Genomic DNA, 21697 nt, shown 5'->3' on the forward strand with positions numbered 1-21697 from the left:
CACCCCTGACGGCTTTGGACTCAAGTGCCCCGAGTGTGCTCGTGAGTCGGCACTCCCCACAGTGCGTGACCCATTGACCCGAGCTCAATGGAGCCAACTATTAAGTACGCCCGGGCCGTAAACCACACTTAAGTGGTCTCGTTTTGACAACATCACCTAGGGCCCAGATACCGAAATCCGGACAAAGTGAGCACAGACAGACACCCCCGAAACGGACCGTTAACACACGTACCGGAGAGCGATGGCCGATATGCGGACACCCGGCCTTCGAAATCGAGTTGACGGAACTTGACGGAACTTGACGAAAAGCCCGGACCCCCACAGGTGTCTGTGGGGGTCCGGGCTCTGTTGCTGACGTCACGTCAGTCGAGAGCGGCGAAGATCACAGGTCCGTGATCTACCCCACCGCTCTCGGCCGTATGCGCCCGAATCAGCCGTTCTTGGCGCGGGAGGAGGCACGGCCTCGCGCGTTCTGGTCCAGGATGACCTTGCGGATACGCACGGCCTCCGGGGTGACCTCGACGCACTCGTCGTCGCGGCAGAACTCCAGGGACTGCTCCAGGGACAGCTTCCGCGGCGGGACGATCGCCTCGAAGGAGTCGGCGGAGGCGGAGCGCATGTTGGTGAGCTTCTTCTCCTTGGTGATGTTCACGTCCATGTCGTCGGAGCGGGAGTTCTCGCCGACGATCATGCCCTCGTACACCTCGGTGCCGGGGTCGGTGAACAGGACGCCGCGCTCCTGGAGGTTCGTCATCGCGAAGGCGGTGACGGCGCCGGCGCGGTCGGCGACCAGCGAACCGTTGTTACGGGTCGTCAGCGTGCCGAACCACGGCTCGTGGCCCTCGTGGATCGAGTGGGCGATGCCCGTACCGCGGGTGTTGGTCAGGAACTCCGTACGGAAGCCGATGAGGCCACGGGACGGGACGACGAACTCCATGCGGACCCAGCCGGAGCCGTGGTTCGACATGTTGTCCATGCGGCCCTTGCGGATGCCCATGAGCTGCGTGACGGCGCCCATGTGCTCCTCGGGGACGTCGACCGTCAGACGCTCGACGGGCTCGTGCACCTTGCCGTCGACGAGCTTCGTGACGACCTGCGGCTTGCCGATGGTCAGCTCGAAGCCCTCGCGGCGCATCTGCTCGACCAGGATGGCGAGCGCGAGCTCACCACGGCCCTGGACCTCCCAGGCGTCCGGGCGCTCGGTGTCGAGGACGCGGAGCGAGACGTTACCGATGAGCTCGCGGTCCAGACGGTCCTTGACCTGGCGGGCGGTGACCTTGCGCTGCTTGACCGCGGACTTGGCGTCCGCGCCCTTGCCCGTGCCACCGCGGCCGACGAGCGGCGAGGTGTTGGTGCCGATGGTCATGGAGATGGCCGGCTGGTCGACCGTGATCAGCGGGAGCGCGATCGGGTTCTCCGGGTCGGCCAGGGTCTCGCCGATCATGATGTCGGGGATACCGGCGACGGCGCAGATGTCACCGGGGCCCGCGACCTCGGCGGGCTTGCGGGTGAGCGCCTCGGTCATCATCAGCTCGGTGATGCGGACGTTGGAGATCGTGCCGTCACGCTTGATCCACGCGACCGTCTGGCCCTTGCGCAGCTCGCCCTGCTCGACGCGGAGCAGCGCGATGCGGCCGAGGAAGTTGTCGGCGTCGAGGTTGGTGACGTGGGCCTGGAGCGGAGCCTCCTCGTCGTACGACGGGGCCGGGACGTGCTCCAGGATGGTGGAGAAGAACGGCTCCAGGCTGTCGCTGTCGGCGGGGACGGTGCCGTCCGCCGGCTTGGTCAGCGAGGCGACGCCGTCACGGCCGCAGGCGTAGACGATCGGGAACTCGATCTGGTCCTCGTCGGCGTCCAGGTCGAGGAAGAGGTCGTACGTCTCGTTGACGACCTCGTCGATCCGGGAGTCCGGGCGGTCCGTCTTGTTGATGCAGAGGATGACGGGCAGGCGCTGCTGGAGGGCCTTGCGCAGCACGAAGCGGGTCTGCGGGAGCGGACCCTCGGAGGCGTCCACGAGGAGGACGACCGCGTCCACCATCGACAGACCGCGCTCGACCTCGCCACCGAAGTCGGCGTGACCGGGGGTGTCGATGATGTTGATCGTGATCGGGGCCCCGCCGTCCTTGGGGTGATATTTCACCGCCGTGTTCTTGGCGAGGATCGTGATGCCCTTCTCACGCTCCAGGTCGTTCGAGTCCATCATGCGGTCGTCGAGCTGCTGGTGGGCGGCGAAGGCACCGGCCTGCTTGAGCATGGCGTCGACGATGGTCGTCTTGCCGTGGTCGACGTGGGCGACGATGGCGACGTTACGGATGTCGTGGCGCGTGGGCATGGGTGCTTGCGCTTCTCTCGGATCGTGGGATGCGGCGTCAGTTCCTCGTACGCCCGCCGGGCGGACGCGCCACGGCTATGTCCTATGGTACGGGGCTGCCGCGCAACGGGCTTCCCCGCCCGCTTCCGAGAGGGTCTACTGGGGGGTTTCACGTCGGTTCCGCGTCGGGTTCCCGCGTCGCGCCCGGGGTGCGGCGCGACGGAGGTACGACATCGGTACGACGGCGGTGCACGTGCGGGGAGAGACTGCGGAGAGCTGCGAGCGACTGCGGAGTGACAGTGGACGGCCGGGTCAAGGGGCCGTCGCGATCCTGCCCGCCGGGATCACCGGCGGGCAAGGAAATTGAGCTGCTTCTGAGGTTGTGACCAGCGCTTTCAGAGCTTTCAGCGGTTTCGTTCCGTGCCGTTGGAGCTTTCGGGCTTCTTGTAGCCGATGTCCTGGTAGCGAGGCCCGGCCAGACCCCAGGCTCCGGCGTTCACCAGATCGGCCTTGGCGGCGACGAGCTGCGGCCGCTGGTAGAGGGGGATGGAGCCGGCGGCGGCCCAGATACGGGCGTCGGCCTGGCGGACGAGCTCGCGGGCCTCCTCCTCGTCGAGCGTCCCCGCCGCCTGGTCGAACAGTTGATCGATACGGTCGGTGCCGACCCGCGAGTAGTTCTGCTCGACCAGGAGGGAGCCGTCCGAGGCCGGCTCCGGCTTGGCGAAGATCGGCCGGGCGTCGGTCGCCGGGAAGGCGGAGGCGGGCCAGGAGTACAGGGCCAGGTCGTAGTCGCCCGAGGCCACGTGGTCCTTGAAGAAGCTGTCGTCGGAGACCTTGGTGACCTCGGTACGGATGCCCACCACGTCGAGCATCCGGACGATCCGGTCACCGACCGCGCGCAGCGACTCGGAGCCGGGGCCGGACGGCAGGACGAAGCGGAGGCTGAGCGCCTTGCCGTCCTTGCCGAGGGCCCGGCCGGCCTCAGGCACGGCGGCGGGGGCGGCGGTGCCGCGCGGGGCATAGGCCCCCGCGACGCCCTTGTCGGCCGGGTGGGCGGCGCGGGCGGCGGAGCCCGTACCGGTGTCGAGGGCCTCGGCCCGCGCGAGGATCGCGGCGCTCTGGCGGGCGGCGGCGGGGGCCGGGGCGAGGATGTGGGTGCCGTTCTCGGGACCGTTGGCGCCGAGGGCGGGGGCGGGGGCGGCCGGGTGTTTGCGCGGCTTGTCGTCGCCGACGACGTAGAGGCCGTCGTCGGAGGCGGTGTCGCTCCCCTTCTTCTTGGCGTCGGCGGAGCCCTCGGCCTTCTCGGCGTCGGCGGCCTTCTCCCCGGCCTTCTCCCCGGCCTTCTTCTCCGCCTCGCTGCCCGCCTTCGTGCCCGCGCCCGCCGGCTTCCTCCCCGCCCCGCCCGGCACCCAGCCCGCGTCGGCGAGGAGCGCCCGCGCCTCCTCGGTGTCCTGGTCGCCGAGCGCGTCGCTGCTGTCCGCGTAGGCCGCCTGCCCGGCGAGGGCGAGGTGGCTGCCGGGCGGGTGCGCGGGGAGGCCGAGCGGCTTGAGTACGGAGTCGGCGAGTTCCTGGCGGTTGATGGCGCGGGCCACGGCTCGCCGTACCCGCTCGTCGGCGAGCGGTCCGGACTCGCCGTTCAGTGAGAGCTGGGTGTAGGCGGGCTCCAGGGACTTGCGGACCACGTACCGCGCGAGGGTGTCCTGCGCGCTGGCGTACTGGGCGACGGCCTGCTGGTTCTCCTCGCGGGCGGCCTGGACCTCCGCCGCCTTCTCCTCGTCGGACCCATGGGCGAGTGCCCAGGACTTCAGGGCCTTGGAGGGCGTGATCGACGAGCCGGGGCCGTGGGCGAGGGCCGCCTGCGCGCCGCTTCGTCCCGCGGCGGCGTCCCGTAGCGCGAGGGCGATCCGCTCGGCGGTGGAGCGGTCGATCTCGGCCAGGTCGAGGGTGCCGGCGGCGAGGGCGTCCGCCCGGTCGGCGCGGGGGACGGCCTTGAGGACGAGGGAGTCGAGCTTGGCGGGCTGCCCCCACCAGCGGGGGTTGCGGGTGAGGGTGACGTCGCCGTTCTTGCGGTCGATCGTCTTCAGCAGGAACGGTCCTGCGGTGGCCTTGAGGGTGGTGCGGGCCCCGTCGTTGAAGGAGTTCGGGGAGCCCATCACCTGCTTCGGGTAAAGAGGGGTGAAGAGGGACTGCCAGTCGGCGTAGGGCTTGGAGAAGGTGACCCGTACCTCCAGGTCGTTCTTGCCCCGCTCGATCTTCTCGATCCGCTCGTAGCCGGAGTTGCGCGCGGTCCAGTACGCGGTGTCGCGGCCGCTCAGCGCGCGCCACTGGGCCACGAAGTCGGGCGCCCCGATCTCGCGTCCGTCGCTCCACACCGCCTGCTGGTTGAGCTTGTAGAGGACGACCTGCTTGGGCTCCGTCTCGACGACCTGCGCGGACTCCAGGTAGTCGGCGTTCCGCTGCGGCCTGCCCCGCTCGTCGAGCGTGTAGAGGGAGGGGAGCACGGCCCCGGCGATGCGGGAGGTGGTGCCGTCGGCGTCGGCCTGGAAGGTGTTGAAGGTGGTGGGCAGCGCGTCGACGGCCCAGCGCACGGTGCCCCCGTCGGCGACCTTGTCGCGCGCCGCGGGCGCGTTGTCCTGGGCCACGGCCGGGACCCCGTCGCTCTCGTCGCCGGAGCTGCATCCGGCGAGGACGGTGACGGCGAGGACGGCGCTGGTCAGGGTGGCGACGGAGCGGAGCGTGCGGGAGCGGGGGCTCCTGGAGCATGTCCTCCCGCGAGGGGCGCCGATCTGGGACATGACTTGTACCCCTTCGTCCAGATTCATTCCATTTGGAGATGATCACACCTATTGCTCATACACTGAAAAGGACGGAGCGGATCCGGCCACGGCGACACGGCGGCACGTCCGGAAAACGCCACTCGTGCGGCCCAACCCGCCGAGGAAGGAGCGCTCCGGACGAGTGGAAACCCGTGCACATGGCTTCCCATGCGGGATGTGACGCGCGACACTCCTGCCGAAGCCGCTCGCGGAAGTGAGGGCAACCCATGTCCGTTCAGGACGATCTGGCGGCCGTCAGGCGCTGCCTCGAAGACCTGGTCCGCACGGTCGGACAGCTGGAGCGGTCCGTCACGGCGGAGTACGGCGTACCCCCGGCCTCCGGGCGCGCCGAGAACGTGGTGACCATCCCCGACGCCCCGTACGACAGCGGGCTGTGGACGGACACGGACGACGAGGGGCTCGGAGCACGCGACCGCCACGCGCCGTAGGACGTACCGGCGCCCACGGACGCGGCGGCGCCTCAGGACGTACCGGCAACCGACCGTAGGAGGGCCTGTTGGCCACAGGTACGGAACCCCCGGGCGCGGCGACGGGGGTTCACTCCCCCGGCCGCGCCGCCATCGCCGCCCGCCATCTGCGCACCGACCGGTGGTGGCTCTCCCCCGCGGCCACCGCCGCCGGACTGCTCGCCTTCGTGGCGTACTCCACCTGGCGGGCGTTCGCCAACGCCGACTACTACGCCGCCCCCTACGTATCGCCGTTCTACTCGCCCTGCCTGGCGGAGAACTGCGTCCCCATGAGGGGCGGTCCGAACTGGGAGATCTTCGGCAGCTGGTGGGGGCTCTCGCCCGCCCTGCTGATCCTGGTCTTCCCGCTGGGCTTCCGGCTCACCTGCTACTACTACCGGAAGGCCTACTACCGCGGGTTCTGGGCCGCTCCCCCGGCCTGCGCGGTCGCCGAGCCGCACCGGACGTACACCGGCGAGACCCGTTTCCCGCTGCTCCTGCAGAACCTCCACCGGTACTTCTTCTACGCGGCGCTGCCGGTGGCCGGAATCCTCACGTACGACACCGTGCTCACCTTCCGGAACGCCGACTACGCCTGGGGCCACGCGGGGCTCGGGACGGCTCTCTTCCTCGTCAACATCGCCCTCATCTGGGCGTACACCCTCTCCTGCCACTCCTGCCGGCACATCGTCGGCGGCCGGCTCAAGCACTTCTCGAAGCACCCGGTCCGCTACCGGCTGTGGACCTGGGTGGGCCGGCTGAACGCCCGCCACATGCTCCTGGCCTGGGCATCCCTGGTCAGCGTCGCCCTCTGCGACCTGTACGTGTACCTGCTCGCCACCGGCACCTTCGACGACCCGAGGTTCTTCTGAGATGACGCACGTCGAGCGAGAGCAGTGGGACGTGGTCGTGGTCGGCGCGGGCGGCGCCGGGCTGCGGGCCGCGATCGAGGCACGCCGCGCGGGCGCCCGTACGGCGGTGATCTGCAAGTCCCTCTTCGGCAAGGCGCACACCGTGATGGCCGAGGGCGGCATCGCCGCGTCCATGGCCAACGTCCATCCGCAGGACGACTGGAAGACGCACTTCCGCGACACCATGCGCGGCGGGAAGTTCCTCAACCAGTGGCGGATGGCCGAGCTGCACGCCCAGGAGGCCCCCGAGCGGGTCTGGGAGCTGGAGGCCTGGGGTGCGCTCTTCGACCGCACGCCGGACGGCCGGATCTCCCAGCGGAACTTCGGCGGCCACGAGTACCCGAGGCTCGCGCACGTCGGTGACCGGACAGGTCTCGAACTGCTCCGCACCCTCCAGCAGAAGACCGTGGGCCTCCAGCAGGAGGACCACCGCGAGAGCGGCGACCACGAGGCACGCCTGAAGGTCTTCCAGGAGTTCACCGTCACCCGTGTCCTGAAGGACGCGGACGGCAAGGTCGCCGGGGTGTTCTGCTACGAGCGGGAGAGCGGGCGCTTCCTCGTCCTGGAGGCGCCCTCGGTCGTCCTCGCGACCGGCGGCATCGGCAAGTCCTTCAAGGTGACGTCCAACTCGTGGGAGTACACGGGCGACGGGCACGCGCTCGCCCTGCTCGCGGGGGCGCCCCTGACGAACATGGAGTTCGTGCAGTTCCATCCGACCGGCATGGTCTGGCCGCCGTCGGTGAAGGGCATCCTCGTCACCGAGTCCGTACGGGGCGACGGCGGGGTGCTGCGGAACTCCGACGGCCGACGCTTCATGTTCGACTACGTCCCGGACGTCTTCAAGGACAAGTACGCGGAGACGGAGGAGGAGGGCGACCGCTGGTACGAGGACCCCGACCACAACCGCCGCCCGCCCGAGCTGCTGCCGCGCGACGAGGTGGCCCGTGCGATCAACGCCGAGGTGAAGGCCGGGCGCGGCTCCCCGCACGGCGGGGTGTTCCTCGACGTGTCGACCAGAATGCCGGCCGAGGCGATCAAGCGGCGGCTGCCCTCGATGTACCACCAGTTCAAGGAGCTGGCCGATGTCGACATCACGGCGGAGGCCATGGAGGTGGGGCCGACCTGTCACTACGTGATGGGCGGGGTCGCCGTCGACTCGGAGACGGCGGCGACGGTGGGCGTGCCGGGACTCTTCGCCGCCGGTGAGGTCGCGGGCGGCATGCACGGCTCCAACCGGCTCGGCGGGAACTCCCTCTCCGACCTGCTGGTCTTCGGACGGCGGGCCGGTCTGTACGCGGCGCAGTACGCGCTGTCGGGGGCCGGCGGCGCGGCCGGCGGGGTCGCGACGGCGGACGTCGAGGCCGCGGCGGCGGAGGCGCTGGCCCCGTTCGGCGGCCCCGGCGGTGGGGGCACCGGTGGGGGTGACGGTGGGGCCGACGGCGGGGGTGGGCTCGGCGGCCGGGCCCCGGAGAATCCGTACACGCTCCACCAGGAACTCCAGCAGACGATGAACGACCTCGTCGGGATCATCCGGCGGGAGGGCGAGATGGCCGAGGCCCTGGAGCGGATCGCCGCCCTGCGGGAACGGGCCCGGCGAATCGTGGTCGAGGGCCACCGGCAGTTCAACCCCGGCTGGCACCTCGCCCTCGACCTGCGGAACATGCTGCTCGTCGGTGAGTGCGTGGCCCGCGCCGCACTGGAACGCACCGAGTCCCGGGGCGGGCACACCCGGGAGGACTGTCCGGGGATGGACCGCGCCTGGCGTCCGGTGAACCTGCTGTGCCACATCGAGGGTGACGGCATCGGGCTCGAACGGGTCCGCACCGAGCCCGTCCGCCCCGACCTGCTCGCCCTCTTCGAGCCGGCGGAGCTGGCCAAGTACCTCGCCGAGGAGGAGCTGGGGTCATGACGACGTACGACGCGAGGTTCCGGATCTGGCGGGGCGACGCCGACGGCGGGGCCCTGACCGACTACACGGTGGAGGTGCACGACGGCGAGGTCGTCCTCGACATCGTCCACCGGCTCCAGGCCACCCAGGCGCCCGATCTCGCGGTGCGCTGGAACTGCAAGGCGGGCAAGTGCGGTTCGTGCTCGGCCGAGGTCAACGGCAGGCCGCGGCTGCTCTGCATGACCCGGATGTCGGTCTTCGGGCGGGACGAGGTCATCACGGTGACCCCGATGCGCGCCTTCCCCGTCGTACGCGACCTGGTCACGGACGTGTCCTTCAACTACGCGAAGGCCCGGGAGATCCCGGCCTTCGTCCCGCCGCCCGGGGTCGAGCCCGGCGCGTACCGGATGCGGCAGGAGGACGTCGAACGCTCGCAGGAGTTCAGGAAGTGCATCGAGTGCTTCCTGTGCCAGGACACCTGTCATGTGGTGCGCGACCACGAGGAGAACAAGGAGGCCTTCGCCGGGCCCCGCTTCCTCATGCGGATCGCGGAGCTCGACATGCACCCGCTGGACGCGGCGGAGGAGGCCGGGGTCGACCGGAGGCGGACGGCGCAGGAGGAGCACGGGCTCGGCTACTGCAACATCACCAAGTGCTGTACGGAGGTGTGCCCGGAGTCCATCCGCATCACCGACAACGCCCTGATCCCGCTGAAGGAGCGGGTCGTGGACCGGAAGTTCGACCCGCTCGTGTGGCTGGGCGCCACGATCCGGCGGCGGTCCTCCTCCTGACCGATGCCCCGCCCGTGCCCAGCGGCCGGCCTCAGTGCCAGCCGGCCCGGTACGCGGCCCAGTCGCCCTCCTCGGCGGCGAAGTCGACGTACAGCGCGACGCCGAACCGTTCGCGGCCGGGGTCGGTGCGGCCGAGGCCGAGTCTGGTGCCACGGACGGCCGCCTCGACGGTCTCCGCGTTCTCGTGGTGGCCGAGGTCGTTCTCGTGGAAGAAGGGGAGCCCCATCAGGAGGTCGGTCGACTCGGGGGTCACTTCGAGGGCGAGGCTGGTCTGCTGGGCGACGTACCCGCCGTAGAGGCTCTCCAGCGGCATCCACGTGTCGTACGACATGACGGCTATCTGGTCGACGCGCCTGGCGACCTCTCCGAAGAACTCCTGCGACCACCACTTCTCGCTGCCGCTCAGCGCGCCGTTCACCGAGTGCAGGCCGGGCAGCGGGTCGATCTGGTGGGCGGCGACCGAGAGCGGTGCCTTCCGCGCCCGGGTCAGCTCCCCGAGGTCGTCGAGGAGCGAGAGGTAATGGGCGTCGTCGGACAGCAGCGGCTCCAGGTCGAAGTGGACGCCGTCGAAGCCGGTGTCCAGGATCTGCCGGGCCGAGGTGACCACGGCCGCCCGGGACTCGGCCTTCTCCAGGTGCAGTCCGTTCGGCCCCTCGGTGGCCAGGACGTCGCCGAGCCAGGCCTGCACCCGTATCCCGGGCATCGTGCGGTGCACCGCTTCGACGAGCCACTTCGCGCGGGGGTATCTGGCGGCGGGCAGGGTCCCGTCGTGCTCCAGAGGTCCCGCGTGGACGTACAGGTCGCGGATGCCCGTGCCCTTGATCCGCTCGGCGAACGCGGCGAGGTCGGCGTCCTTCTTCCGCCCGTCGACCCAGGCGTGGCCCAGCCAGATGGCGTCCTTGCCCCGGGTCCTCGCGTCCTCCCTGAGGTCCCCCGCGTAGTTGACGCGCAGGGCGAGCGCGCTGAACAGCGGGGGCGCCACGAGGACGAGGACGAGACCGAGCGCGAACCAGCGCCCCCGTCGCCACATACTCCTCAGCCGTCCACTCACCCGAGCCCCCCAAGAGCCGTCGTGTCACTGGTACCACCGCCTCACACCGTAGCGGCGGCTACTGACAGTGACGCCGAACGGGCTCGAACGGTTTCGCACGGGGCGTGGGGACGGGCTTCGGTATCGGCTCGGGTACGGGCTTCGGTACGGACTGCCGTGCGGCACCGGCCGCCCGGTCGCGAGGCGGCAAAGGCAGACATAACCTCCCTTTTGTGACGCGAAAAGCCACCCGAGCCCTTCTCGCGGTACTGGTGGCGGCGTGGTGGCTCCTCGTGCCCGCCGTTCACGGTGCCCACGCCGACGACCCCGTCGTCCTGTCCCGGGACGGGCTGATCACCGACCGGGTGGACGCCCTCGGCGACCGCCGCACCGCCGCGCACCAGGCCCTCGACCGGCTCTACGACGCCCGGCGGATCCAGCTCTTCGTCGTCTACGTGCGGGACTTCTCCGGCCGTTCGGGCCAGACCTGGGCCGACGCCACGGCGGAACGCAACGGTCTCGGGCTCGACGACGTCCTGCTCGCCGTCGCCACCCACGACCGCCAGTACGGCTACTCGACCGATCCGGGCTCCCGCTTCACCCAGGCCCAGCTCGACGAGGTGGCCCGGACGGCGATCGAACCGGCGCTCCGGCAGAACGACTGGGCGGGCGCCGCCATCGGCGCCGCCGACGGATACGCCGCCGTCCTCGCCGGACAGCCCATCCCGATCCCGGCGCTCACCCCCGGGCCCGCCGACCCGGGCGGCGGCGCCGACGACGGCACCTCGGGCAGCGATCTCATCCTGCCGCTGGTCCTCGTCGGCGGCGCCGGGGCCGTGGGGGCGTACGCGTACCTCAAACGGCGCCGACGGACCGAGACCCGCACCACACCGCAGGGCGGCCAGGGCTGGGGGGCGCCGAAGGAGCCCGCGCCGCCCTCCCTCGACGAACTCGACGGGCAGGCCCGGCGGACGCTGGTCGACACGGACGACGCCGTACGCACCAGCCAGGAGGAACTCGGATTCGCCTCCGCCCAGTTCGGCGAGGAGGCCGTACGGCCCTTCACCGAGGCGGTCGCCTTCGCCAAGGAGCAGCTGACGGCCTCGTTCCGCTTGCGGCAGAAGCTCGACGACGCCTTCCCCGAGGACGACTCGACCCGCCGGACCATGCTGGACGAGATCGAGCGCCGCTGCGCCGAGGCGAACGCGCGCCTCGACGCCGAGAGCGAGGACTTCGACCGGCTGCGGGCCCTGGAGCGGACCGCGCCCCAGGCGCTCGAATCGGTCGAGGCCGCGGTCCGGGATCAGACCGGGCGGATGGGCACGGCAGAGGCCGCCCTGACGGCGATGCGCGAGCGGTACGCGGAGACGGCGGCGGCGCCCGTCGCGGGCGACGTCGAACAGGCCAGGGACCGGCTCGTCTTCGCGACGACCCATGTCGACCGGGCCCGCCTGCAGATCGGCGCCGGGGACAACGGCGGGGCGGCCGTGCACATCCGGGCCGCCGAGGGGGCGGTGGACCAGGCGGCCCGGCTGATCGAGGCGGTGGACCGGCGGGCGCAGGAGCTGGCCGAGGCGGTCGGCAGGCTGCCGGGCGCGCTGTCGGAGACGGACGCGGACCTGGCGGACGCCCGGGGCCTGTTGAAGGGGACCGCCGAAGGGGTGCCCACGGCGGATCTCCAGGGCCGGATCGCCCGCGCCGAGTCGGTGGTCGCGGAGGTGCGGCGCGTCATGGAGGCCGGGCGGTACGACCCGATCGGCGCCCTGCGCCGGGTCGAGGAGGCCGACGCGGCGCTCGACGAGGCACTGGAGGGCGCACGGGAGCGCGAATCGGGCAGTCGGCGCGCCCGTGCGCTCCTCGATCAGGCGATGCTGACGGCCCGTTCGGCGATCGGAGCGGCCTCGGACTACATCGCCACCCATCGGGGCGCGGTGGGCAGCGAGGCCCGTACGCGGCTTGCCGAGGCCCAGCGTCGCTGGGAGAAAGCGCATGCGCTCGCCGAGGCCGACGACCCGCAGACGGCTCTCGCGGAGGCGCAGCAGGCGGACGCCCTGGCCCAGCGCGCCCAGGACCTCGCCGAGCAGGACGTGCGGACCTATGGGAACCCGAACGGCCTGGGCGGTGTACCAGGAGTAGGAGGAAGCGGTGGCGGCGGGCTCGGCGGTGCGGTGCTCGGCGGCATCATCCTCGGCGGACTGTTCGGCGGGGGAAGGGGAGGCGGACATGGGGGGTTCGGTGGAGGTTCGGGCGGGGGGTTCGGGGGCGGAGGCTTCGGCGGCGGGCCCGGCAGCTTCGGTGGCAGCGGCACACGCGGTCGGCTGGGCGGCGGCGGCCGGTTCTGAGGGCGGCGCGAGCCGTGTCCTCTCCCTTTCTGTCCCTCTCAAGGAGAAGTGCGATGACGAAGCAGACCGTCCTCGGCCGGGTCACCCAGCTGGCGAAGGCCAACATCAACGCCCTGCTGGACCAGGCGGAGGATCCGCAGAAGATGCTGGACCAGCTGATCCGCGACTACTCGAACAACATCACGGAGGCGGAGGAGGCGGTGGCCTCGACCATCGGCAACCTCCGGCTGATGGAGCAGGACCATCAGGAGGACGTGGCGGCGGCGAAGGAGTGGGGCGGGAAGGCGCTGGCCGCCAGCCGGAAGGCCGACGCGCTGCGGGGCGGCGGGCAGACCGCGGAGGCGGACCGCTTCGACAACCTGGCGAAGGTGGCGCTCGGCCGCCAGCTCCAGTCGGAGAAGGGGGCGACGACGGCGGAGCCGACGATCGCCGCGCAGACCGAGGTCGTGTCCAAGCTCAGGACGGGCCTGGACCAGATGAAGGCCAAGCTCGGCGAGTTGCAGGCGAAGCGGGACGAGCTGGTGGCCCGCGCCAAGTCGGCGCAGGCGCAGAACACGATGCTGGACGCCGTGAAGAACATCGACGTGCTCGACCCGACCAGCGAGCTGAGCCGGTTCGAGGACAAGGTGCGCCGGGAGGAGGCGCGGGCGATGGGCAAGCAGGAGCTCGCCGCCTCCTCCCTGGACGCGCAGTTCGAGCAGCTCGACGCGTTGGGCGACAGCGCCGAGATCGAGGCCCGGCTGGCCGCGCTCAAGGGCTGATCGGCAAGGTTCTAGAACATGCTGAGAAGCTGTTCCACCGTGGGTTCCGCCGCCCCCTCGCCGTCCGGGAGGGCCAGTTCGAACCAGACGGTCTTGCCGCGCGGGGTGCGCCGCGAGCCCCAGGAGGAGCTGAGCAGCCCGACGAGCTGGAGGCCGCGGCCGCCTTCGTCGGTGTCCTTGGCCCGGCGGCGGCGGGGCTGCACCAGACCGGCGTCCCAGACCTCGCACACGAGGGTGCGGTCGCGGAGCAGCCGCAGCCTGATCTCTCCCTCGCCGTAGCGCAGCGCGTTGGTGACGAGTTCGCTGACGAGGAGTTCGACGGTGTCGACGAGCGGTTCGAGGCCCCAGGCCGCCAGCTGGGTGCGGGCGAGTTCCCGGGCCCGGCCGACCGAGCGGGGTTCCCTGGGCAGCCGCCAGTCGCCGACCGCCTCGGCGGGCAGTCCCTGGATCCTGGCCATGAGGAGGGCGATGTCGTCCTCGCCGTGCCCGGTCTCCAGGGTGGTCAGGACCCGGTCGCAGACGTCCTCCAGGGGGCGGGTCTGGTCGGTGAGGGCGCGCTGGAAGTCGCTCAGGCCCTCGTCGAGGGGGTGGTCGCGGGACTCGACGAGCCCGTCGGTGTAGAGGGCGAGGAGGGCGCCTTCCGGCAGTTCGACCTCGACCTCCTCGAAGGGTTCGCCGCCGACCCCCAGCGGCATCCCGGGGGGAACGTCGAGCAGCCGTGCTTCCTCGCCGGGTTCGACGAGGACCGGCGGGAGGTGCCCGGCGTTGGCGAAGGTGCAGCGGCGGGTGACCGGGTCGTAGACGGCGTAGACGCAGGTGGCGAGGTAGACCTCGGAGAGCTCGGGGCCGCGGGACTTGTGGCTCCGGGACTGCTGGGCGCCGATGGGGGCGCCGAGGCCGCGGGCGATCTCGTCGAGGTGGGAGAGGACCTCGGCCGGCTCCAGGTCGAGCTGGGCGAGGGTGCGGACGGCGGTGCGCAGTTCGCCCATGGCGACGGCGGCGCGCAGGCCCCGGCCCATGACGTCCCCGATGACGAGGGCGGTGCGGTGGCCGGGGAGTTCGATGACGTCGAACCAGTCGCCGCCGACCTCGGTGGCGGTGGTGCCGGGGAGGTAGCGGCAGGCGATGTCGAGTCCGGCGGCCTCGGGGTCGCCGGGCGGGAGCAGGCTGCGCTGGAGGATCAGGGCCCGTTCGTGCTCGCGGCGGTAGAGGCGCGCGTTGTCGATGCAGACGGCGGCGCGGGCGGCGAGTTCGACGGCGAGGGCCCGGTCGCGTTCCCCGAAGGACTCGCTGCCCTTGGCGCGGGAGAACTGGACGAGGCCGACGACGGTGTCGTGGGCGACCATCGGGACGACCAGGGTGGACTGGACGAGGTCGCCGTCGGCGCCCGGCACGGTCCGGAGCCGGCCGGTGCGCAGGGCTCCCGCGCAGGGCGAGTTGAAGGGGTAGCGGTGGACGGCGCCGAGTTCGATCGGTTCGGGTCCGCAACAGCCGCTGCCGGGTCCCTGTCCCCCGGTGGTTCTGAGGGGGGTGTCGGAGACGGCGCTGGCGACGGCGACCCTGCGGAGTTCGGCGCTGCCGGCGCCGTAGCCGACGTCGTGGGAGCTTCCCCAGCGGCCGGGCGGTGCCTCGTCGCCGGTGAGGAGCCCCTGGTAGAGGTCGACGGAGGCGAGGTCGCAGAAGCCGGGGACGGCGACGTCGAGCAGTTCGCGGGCCGTGGCCTCCAGGTCGAGGGAGTTGCCTATGCGGGCGCCGGCCTCGTTGAGGAGAGCCAGGTTGCGGCGGGCGCTGGCCGCTTCCCTGGCGGCGTTGTGACGGCGGGTGACGTCGATGCCGAGGCCCGCGACGCCGATGGGACGGCCGGATCCGCTGTGCACCCGGTAGAGGTTGATGGACCAGTGACGGCGGTCCCTGGCGCCGGGGGCGGCGCCGACGATCTCGAAGTCGGTGACGGACTCGCCGGTCTCCAGGACGCTGCGGAGGGCGGCGGTCATCCGGTCGGCCTCGGGCCGGTTGAGGTAGTCGTGGACGGTCCGGCCGCGGTGGTCGTCGGCGGAGCCGCCGAAGACGGTGGCGAAGCGCCGGTTGGCCCGCTTCACGGTGAGGTCCGTGCCGAAGAGGAGAAACCCGAAGGGGGATTGGCCGAATATCGCCTGGGAGGCGGCGAGGTCGGTCTCGATGCGGCGCAGGGCGCGGACGTCGACGACGATGCAGAGCGCGGCTCGCTCCCCGGCCTGGGTCTCGCTCGGCATGACGTACATCTCGGCGATGCCGTGGGGCCGGTCCTCGCCCGGGACCCGGAAGGGGACGAGGCCTGTCCACTCCTTGCCGTCGAGGATCTCCCTGACCCTCCGGTGGCCGCGCTCGCGCAGGTCGGCGGGCATGAAGGCCTCGACGGGGTCCTTGCCCCTGGCCTCCTCGGCGGTGACTCCGAAGAGGTCCACGGCCCGTCGGCTCCACTGCTCGACGAGGCCGTCGGGCCCGATCGAGAAGGAGGCCACCCGGATGTAGTCATAGATGGATCCGGGCGGGCTGCTCTGCCACACGACGCCGCCGCTCGCCTGCTCAGGTATCTCGCTCACGCGACCGTCCCCTCCAGCTCACCGCACCGGACCGGCCATGCCCGCAGTATTCAATACGGCAGGCCCCGACGGCACGACGTTCACGATCACAGGGTGGTCTCGTTCGCCTCGCGCCGAGTACAGGTGATCGTTGTCCCACCCTGTTTACTCACCAGGGAGAGCCAGCTCGAACCATACGGTTTTGCCGGCCCTTCCCTTACGGGTGCCCCAGCGGCGGGCGGAGCAGGCCACCAGACCGAGGCCTCGGCCCCCCTCGTCGTCGGGTCCCGGAGCCCGTGCGGTCGGCGGATCCGGAAGCGGATCGGAAACCTCCACGAGCAGTGCGGGCGGGTGGGCCGGGTCGGCGCCCTCGGGGTGGGGGCGGACCAGACGGACCCCGATCGGGCCGGAGGCGTACCGCAGGGAGTTGGTCACCAGCTCGCTGACCAGCAGGACCGTCACATCGCCGAGGGCCGTGTCGAGCTCCCAGGCCCGCAGGGTCTCGCGCACGTTATGGCGAGCCGTGCGCACGGCGTTGGCCTCCGCCGGGAAGTTCCACTCGGCGCGGTCGCCGTCGGTGTCGATCACACCCGATCACTTCCCCAGCCGTGCGTCAGCAGGAAGGCCCACGTCCTCGTTCAACGGGTCAATCTGGACATACCCGGAATATGGGGTGGGATATCGCGCTGGGCGCAGCAGCGGGCGCACGGTGGCACGAACGGCGTAGGGAGTCAGTCGCGCGCTCCCACTTCGGGTGCGTCCGGGAGTCCCGGAGGCCCTGGGAGCCGTCGTGCGGCCTCGGCGACGGCGGGGCGGTCCTGGTCGAGCCAGTCGACGGAGTCCAGCTCGGACCGGGAGAGCCAGCGGAGTGCGTCGTGGTCCTCCAGCGGGCGCGGTTCGCCGGAGAGCAGCCGGGCGGTCCACACCCGGAGGACGTATCCGGGCTTCAGCGGCCACTCGCCGGGGATGCGTTCGCCCGGCTCGACCTCGACGCCGAGTTCCTCGCGGAGTTCGCGGATCAGGGCCTCTTCGGGACTCTCACCCGGTTCGAGCTTGCCGCCCGGAAGCTCCCAGCGGCCGGCGAGCTCGGCGGGGGCGCTGCGGCGCGCCGCGAGCAGCCGCCCCTGGTCGTACAGGGCGCCGGCGACGACGACCACGGGGGGCGCGGCGGGGTCGGTGGTGCGTTCCGTCATGGGCGTGAGCGTAGCCCGGCGCGGCCGGCGCCCGTCGGGGTCAGAGGGCGGGGCTGCCGATGCGCTCGATCCAGTAGAGCTGCTTGTGGCCGCGGTCGTCGAGGCTGTCCGCGACCTTCCGCGCTTCGCCCTCGGTCGCGTACCGCCCCACGCGGTAGCGGTTGCCGTTGTCGTCCTGCCGAATGACGAGCCAGGCGAGGTCGGGGCCGCTGTCGGTCATCAGGCTTCTCCCTCCGCCGGTCCGGGCGCCGCGATGGATCTCCGGGAAACCGCAATGCGCATATGCCGGAGCTTACGCCTGACCTTCACACAGCGGATACGGAATTACACAAAGAGATACGGATCGGCCGGGAAGCGACGGAGGGAGGCCGAAGGTCGCACCCCGACGACGGTCGACGCTCGTCAACGGCTGCCGTCACCGGGCCGTTCGCGGCCGGGATGGATGGCGGCGCGGGGCGCGGGGCCGTTCAGGGCCACGGATGGCGGCACGGCGGCGCGCGGGCGGAGACACAGGGCACGGCGTAGGGCGTGGACCTGGGGCGCGAGGGTGGGGCGAGCACGGGGCGCGACTGCCGCGCGTTCGGGCGAGCCGGCGCCCCGTCAGTCGGCGGCAGTCGTCCACCGCCGGGCGGCTATCGCCGGTGTATCGCCGCGTGTTCAGCGCACCGGTAGGTGGTACGAGAGGCGGTAGCGGTCGGCGGGGACGACGACGTCCGCGGTTTCGACGGCCCGCCCCGAGGCGTAGTACGTCCGCTCGACGACCATCACCACATGGCCGGGCACCCCGCCGAGCGCCAGGAGTTCCTCGGCGAGGCCCGGCCGGGCCCCGACCTCCTCCACCACGTTGTCCACGACCACGTCGATGGCCGCCATCCGCTCGACGACTCCGCAGCCGCCCAGCGGGCCCTCCTCGGGCAGCATCACCGGCGTCCGGCCGGTGACGGCGAGCGGCTCCCAGGAGGTGGCGACCATCATGGGTTCGCCGCCGTCCCGGTACACGTACCGCGTGCGCATCACCCGCTCCCCCGGCTCGATCCCGAGCCGCTCGGCCACCTCCGCGCTCGCCGGTTCCTGCTCGCTCCCCGACTCCCAGGTGCCGCGGGCACCCTCGGCCGCCTGCTCCTGACGGAAGGGGCTCGCACCGGACGCGGGGCGGTAGCCGGAGCGGGCGATCGGGCGCGGCACCGGGCGCTCCCGCACATAGGTACCCGAGCCCGAGCGCCCCTCCACGAGCCCCTCGGCCATGAGTACCTTGCGGGCCTCCAGCGCGACGGTGTCCGACACCCCGTACTCCTCGCGGATGCGTGCCTGCGAGGGGAGACGGGTATGCGGCGGCAGCGAGCCGTTGGCGATCTTCTGCCGTAGATCGCTCGCCACGCGCAGATAGGCGGGCTGCTCACCGAACGTCACTGGACACTCCCCTCAGGTTGACTGACAGCTACAGCCTGACAACCGACGGTCGCCATCCGCAAGCATGGGCCAAAGTTTCACTCGAAGTGATGACAGACCGTCGGCAAACCTTGCTACCGACGGTCACCCCCAAGCGGATGATGTCGCACCCCTTGACCCGCATTGGTCCAGACCAATACGTTCCTGCCTGCACGCCCCGCACGCTCCCTCTCGCACGCGCCATCCCGCCTCGCACAGGAACGAGCCCATGCGTCCCAGAGCCATGACCAAGCTGACCTTCGGTGCGGCCGCCGCGGCCACTCTCGGCCTCCTCGCCACCCTGGTCCCCACCGCCGACGCGCACCAGCCCTCCGGGCACAAGCCCGAGCTGAAGCGCATCGGCTACTTCACCCAATGGGGCATCTACGGAAGGAACTTCCAGGTCAAGGACCTGGAGACGAGCGGCACGGCCGCCAAGCTCAGCCACGTCAACTACGCCTTCGGTGTGATCGGCCCGGACGGCAAGTGCCTCATGGGCAACGCCCCCGGCTCCGACCCCTGGGCCGACTACGTGCGCCCCGTCGACGCCGCGACCTCCGTGGACGGGGTCGGCGACACCGCCGACCAGCGGCTGGCCGGCAACTTCAACGAACTGCGCGAGCTCAAGGCGAAGAACCCCGGCCTCAAGGTCATGATCTCGCTGGGCGGCTGGAGCGGCTCCGCGCACTTCTCCGACGCGGTGCGCACCGACGCGGGACGCAAGGCGCTCGTCGCCTCCTGCATCGACACGTACATCAAGGGCGACCTGCCCGTCGACGGCGCCCGGGGCGGCGCCGGAGCGGCCGCCGGAGTCTTCGACGGCGTCGACCTGGACTGGGAGTGGCCGGGTTCGGACGGCGCTCCCGGGAACGTCATCCGCCCCGAGGACAAGCCCAACTTCACCAAGCTGGTGAGGGAGTTCCGCACCCAGCTCGACACGTACGGCCGCTCGCTGCCGAAGCGCAAGCACTTCGAACTCAGCGCGTACGTGCCCACCGCTCCCGCCAAGATCGACGCGGGTTTCGAAGTCGCCAAGATCATGCGGGACTTCGACTTCGTGAACCTCCAGGGCTACGACTTCCACGTCTCCGGCGAGAAGACCACCGCCCAGCAGTCCGCGCTCTTCGCCAAGAACGACTTCAGCGTCGACCAGACCGTCAGGGCCTGGCTGCTGCGCGGGGCGCCCGCCCGCAAGCTCGTGGTGGGCATGCCGTTCTACGGCCAGGGCTGGACCGGCGTCACCGGTGGCGGCGACGGCCTCGGGCAGCCCGCGACCGGTCCCGCACCGGCGACCTGGGCGGCCGGCTCCGAGGACTACAAGCACCTGAGGAAGCTGGAGGAATCGGGGACGTACAAGCTGTACCGGGCACACGGGAACGGCCACGCCTGGCTCTTCGACGGCACCACCCTGTGGACATACGACGACCCGACCGTGCTGCGTACCAAGGCCTCCTACGTCCGGCAGCGCGGACTCGGCGGAGCGATGGTCTGGTCGCTCGACGGGGACACCCCGGACGGTGAGCTGATCACCGCGATCGACCGGGGTCTGACCCGGCGCTGACACCCCCGACCCGGCCGCCCGCGCGGCGGTCGGGGCCCCCTGAACCGCGGACCGGGCACGCCGCTCGCGGTGCGTCGCCGGGAGCGGCGGTCGGTCACGGGCCGCCGCTCCCCCGGCCACCGCTCCGGTCCGCACACGACGGGGCCGGGCCTCCCGAGGGAGCCCGGCCCCGTTCGTGTACGCGCCCCGCGGCCGCGGCCCGGCGGACCGGCGGCCCAAAGGCCCCCGCGGCCCCCCGGCCCACCAACCCAACCCTCAGGCCGAAGTGCCCTCGCCCTCCGGGAGGGTGTCCGTCAGGCCGAGTGCGGTCCGCGCGGCCGCGCTGTCGGGCAGGGCCTCCCAGGCCGTGTCGTACGCCTCCCAGTAGGCGTCCGCGTCGGCCGCCGTCGCCAGCTCGCGCCACAGCTCCGAGGCCGCGCCGAGCTCCGTGCGGAGCTCCTCGACCGGGGCCTTGGGCAGGCCGCTCCAGGAGTGGTCCCCGAGGTCCGCGCGTGCCTTGTCGATCGCCGCGAGCATCTCCCCCGACCACGCCTTGTTGCCGGCGAAGTCCTCGTCCGGGTCGTCCTCGGGCTCCCGCTGGGTGACCGTCTCGATCGGGTTGACGGACCTCAGGAAGTGCTCCTGGTCGAGGGTGAGGGTGGTCGCGTCGGAGCGCACCGAACCGCTGAAGGGGTTCTTCTCGGTGGCGTACGCGCAGGTCACCGTCCGGTCGCCGAGGCGCCAGCTCTCCTTGCTCGGCAGGTAGTAGTAGAGCCAGAAGTGCTCCGGCACGGCCCAGGTGTCCAGGGCGTAGTCGGCGTTGATCGTCTCGCAGCGCTGCTCCGCGATCTTCTCGATCGCGTCCTCGCCGGGCCACTTGTCGATGCCGGTGACCTTGTAACCGCCGGTGACCTCGCCGTCGTGCGGGCGCTCGCAGTCGACGATCGTGACCTCTTCCGTGTACTCCTCCAGCTTGCCGTCGTCGCTGAAGCACTGCCCGGTCCGCAACGAGAACGGTGACTTCGAGCGGGCGGCCTCGTCCATGCCCTCCTCGAAGCCCTCCTTGAAGCTGCTCCAGGCCGGGCCGCCTCCGGTGGCGAGGCCGATCACGAGCAGCAGACAGCTGACGGCGGAGAGCACGATGCCGGAGACCGCGAGCCCCTTGCCCGCCTGGTCCCGCTTCCTGATCTGCGGGAGGGCGACGAGGCCGAGGATCAGGCCGAGGGGCGGCAGGCAGCAGACGATGCCGGAGACGAGGGAGGCGACGGCGAATCCGTTGGTGGTACGCCGGGGCGGACCGTACGGGGCGGCTCCGGGCGCTCCGGGCCCCCCTGGCGCCCCGGGCGCACCGGCGTAGGGCCCGGACGCGTACGGCATCCCGGGGGAGGTGTACGGCCCCGGGGCGGGCCATCCCCCCTGCTGCGGGCCTCCCTGGGGTGAGGGGGACGGCGGGGGCGGCTGGGTCGGCTCCACGGGTACGGGCTCCTGTTGGGGGCTGCGACGCGAACAAACGATCGGTCGCGCATCGTACGTGGAGGGGTGGGGGGCCGGACACGCGGGGCCGACGGACGGAAGGGGCGGCCGCCCGGTAGGCGACCGCCCCTCATCCGCGTCCTGCGACTTTCAGCGGAGTTCAGTCAGTTCGGCGAGCTTCGAGG

The 21697-nt window shown here is 71.6% G+C and carries 16 protein-coding genes; 7 read left to right on the plus strand and 9 right to left on the minus strand.

Annotated features, from left to right (window positions below; all coding sequences use genetic code 11):
• Positions 1–430: 430 nt before the first annotated feature.
• Positions 431–2332: a translational GTPase TypA gene (typA, locus tag ACIRB7_RS00695; RefSeq protein WP_403590355.1), complete on the minus strand. Its 1902-nt coding sequence runs from the start codon at positions 2330–2332 to the stop codon at positions 431–433.
• Positions 2333–2715: 383 nt separating this feature from the next.
• Positions 2716–5106, minus strand: coding sequence for an ABC transporter family substrate-binding protein (locus tag ACIRB7_RS00700; protein ID WP_403590358.1), 2391 nt, complete (start codon positions 5104–5106; stop codon positions 2716–2718).
• 248 nt (positions 5107–5354) lie between these two features.
• Here ACIRB7_RS00700 and ACIRB7_RS00705 point away from each other — a divergent pair, with 248 nt between their 5' ends.
• The 4 genes from ACIRB7_RS00705 to ACIRB7_RS00720 all read left to right on the plus strand — a co-directional run bounded on the left by ACIRB7_RS00705 (position 5355) and on the right by ACIRB7_RS00720 (position 9184).
• The gene (locus ACIRB7_RS00705; RefSeq protein WP_403590361.1) at positions 5355–5576 is read left to right on the plus strand and encodes a hypothetical protein; all 222 of its coding nucleotides are present in this window, start codon (positions 5355–5357) and stop codon (positions 5574–5576) included.
• Between the two features lie 68 nt (positions 5577–5644).
• Complete coding sequence (locus tag ACIRB7_RS00710) at positions 5645–6466, plus strand: hypothetical protein (protein WP_403590364.1); 822 nt, start codon at positions 5645–5647, stop codon at positions 6464–6466.
• Between the two features lies 1 nt (position 6467).
• Positions 6468–8414, plus strand: a complete 1947-nt coding sequence (locus ACIRB7_RS00715) for a fumarate reductase/succinate dehydrogenase flavoprotein subunit (RefSeq protein ID WP_403590367.1) — start codon at positions 6468–6470, stop codon at positions 8412–8414.
• Entirely contained in the window at positions 8411–9184 is a 774-nt protein-coding gene (locus ACIRB7_RS00720) for a succinate dehydrogenase/fumarate reductase iron-sulfur subunit (protein WP_403590369.1), read from the plus strand. Before ACIRB7_RS00715 ends, ACIRB7_RS00720 begins: the two co-directional genes overlap by 4 nt.
• Positions 9185–9215: 31 nt before the next feature.
• Here ACIRB7_RS00720 and ACIRB7_RS00725 read toward each other — a convergent pair whose 3' ends face one another.
• The gene (locus ACIRB7_RS00725; RefSeq protein ID WP_403590372.1) at positions 9216–10214 is read right to left on the minus strand and encodes a hypothetical protein; all 999 of its coding nucleotides are present in this window, start codon (positions 10212–10214) and stop codon (positions 9216–9218) included.
• A gap of 233 nt (positions 10215–10447) precedes the next feature.
• Between ACIRB7_RS00725 and ACIRB7_RS00730 the strand changes: the two genes are divergently transcribed.
• Positions 10448–12556 carry a TPM domain-containing protein gene (locus ACIRB7_RS00730; protein ID WP_403590375.1) on the plus strand — a complete coding sequence of 703 codons (2109 nt, stop codon included), beginning with the start codon at positions 10448–10450 and terminating at the stop codon, positions 12554–12556.
• Between the two features lie 53 nt (positions 12557–12609).
• A complete protein-coding gene (locus tag ACIRB7_RS00735; RefSeq protein ID WP_403590378.1) occupies positions 12610–13317 on the plus strand; it encodes a PspA/IM30 family protein in 708 nt (235 codons plus the stop codon).
• An 11-nt stretch (positions 13318–13328) separates the two neighbouring features.
• On the opposite strand, the gene ACIRB7_RS00740 is transcribed toward ACIRB7_RS00735, so the two are convergent.
• The 5 genes from ACIRB7_RS00740 to ACIRB7_RS00760 form a co-directional block, all read right to left on the minus strand.
• Entirely contained in the window at positions 13329–15899 is a 2571-nt protein-coding gene (locus tag ACIRB7_RS00740) for a SpoIIE family protein phosphatase (RefSeq protein WP_403590381.1), read from the minus strand.
• Between the two features lie 144 nt (positions 15900–16043).
• Positions 16044–16466 (minus strand): ATP-binding protein, encoded by a 423-nt coding sequence (locus ACIRB7_RS00745; protein WP_403590384.1) that lies wholly within the window; start codon positions 16464–16466, stop codon positions 16044–16046.
• A gap of 143 nt (positions 16467–16609) precedes the next feature.
• Complete coding sequence (locus ACIRB7_RS00750) at positions 16610–17071, minus strand: (deoxy)nucleoside triphosphate pyrophosphohydrolase (RefSeq protein WP_403590387.1); 462 nt, start codon at positions 17069–17071, stop codon at positions 16610–16612.
• 40 nt (positions 17072–17111) lie between these two features.
• Positions 17112–17291 carry an SPOR domain-containing protein gene (locus ACIRB7_RS00755; protein WP_403590390.1) on the minus strand — a complete coding sequence of 60 codons (180 nt, stop codon included), beginning with the start codon at positions 17289–17291 and terminating at the stop codon, positions 17112–17114.
• A 437-nt stretch (positions 17292–17728) separates the two neighbouring features.
• A complete protein-coding gene (locus ACIRB7_RS00760) occupies positions 17729–18481 on the minus strand; it encodes a GntR family transcriptional regulator (RefSeq protein ID WP_403590393.1) in 753 nt (250 codons plus the stop codon).
• A 247-nt stretch (positions 18482–18728) separates the two neighbouring features.
• On the opposite strand from ACIRB7_RS00760, the gene ACIRB7_RS00765 reads away from it, so the two are divergent.
• Entirely contained in the window at positions 18729–20060 is a 1332-nt protein-coding gene (locus ACIRB7_RS00765) for a glycoside hydrolase family 18 protein (RefSeq protein ID WP_403590396.1), read from the plus strand.
• Positions 20061–20315: 255 nt separating this feature from the next.
• On the opposite strand, the gene ACIRB7_RS00770 is transcribed toward ACIRB7_RS00765, so the two are convergent.
• Positions 20316–21416 carry a DUF4190 domain-containing protein gene (locus ACIRB7_RS00770; RefSeq protein ID WP_403590399.1) on the minus strand — a complete coding sequence of 367 codons (1101 nt, stop codon included), beginning with the start codon at positions 21414–21416 and terminating at the stop codon, positions 20316–20318.
• Positions 21417–21697: the final 281 nt, after the last annotated feature.

Origin of the sequence: Streptomyces sp. NPDC093795 (assembly GCF_044764665.1) — a bacterium.
GTDB lineage: Bacteria > Actinomycetota > Actinomycetes > Streptomycetales > Streptomycetaceae > Streptomyces.

What these genes read in the sequence shown, in the direction of transcription:
- typA (WP_403590355.1), bottom strand. Translation starts at nt 2,332, where the DNA reads ATGCCCACGCGCCACGACATCCGTAACGTCGCCATCGTCGCCCACGTC.
- ACIRB7_RS00700 (WP_403590358.1), bottom strand. Translation starts at nt 5,106, where the DNA reads ATGTCCCAGATCGGCGCCCCTCGCGGGAGGACATGCTCCAGGAGCCCC.
- ACIRB7_RS00705 (WP_403590361.1), top strand. Translation starts at nt 5,355, where the DNA reads ATGTCCGTTCAGGACGATCTGGCGGCCGTCAGGCGCTGCCTCGAAGAC.
- ACIRB7_RS00715 (WP_403590367.1), top strand. Translation starts at nt 6,468, where the DNA reads ATGACGCACGTCGAGCGAGAGCAGTGGGACGTGGTCGTGGTCGGCGCG.
- ACIRB7_RS00720 (WP_403590369.1), top strand. Translation starts at nt 8,411, where the DNA reads ATGACGACGTACGACGCGAGGTTCCGGATCTGGCGGGGCGACGCCGAC.
- ACIRB7_RS00725 (WP_403590372.1), bottom strand. Translation starts at nt 10,214, where the DNA reads ATGTGGCGACGGGGGCGCTGGTTCGCGCTCGGTCTCGTCCTCGTCCTC.
- ACIRB7_RS00735 (WP_403590378.1), top strand. Translation starts at nt 12,610, where the DNA reads ATGACGAAGCAGACCGTCCTCGGCCGGGTCACCCAGCTGGCGAAGGCC.
- ACIRB7_RS00750 (WP_403590387.1), bottom strand. Translation starts at nt 17,071, where the DNA reads ATGACGGAACGCACCACCGACCCCGCCGCGCCCCCCGTGGTCGTCGTC.
- ACIRB7_RS00755 (WP_403590390.1), bottom strand. Translation starts at nt 17,291, where the DNA reads ATGACCGACAGCGGCCCCGACCTCGCCTGGCTCGTCATTCGGCAGGAC.
- ACIRB7_RS00765 (WP_403590396.1), top strand. Translation starts at nt 18,729, where the DNA reads ATGCGTCCCAGAGCCATGACCAAGCTGACCTTCGGTGCGGCCGCCGCG.
- ACIRB7_RS00770 (WP_403590399.1), bottom strand. Translation starts at nt 21,416, where the DNA reads ATGCCGTACGCGTCCGGGCCCTACGCCGGTGCGCCCGGGGCGCCAGGG.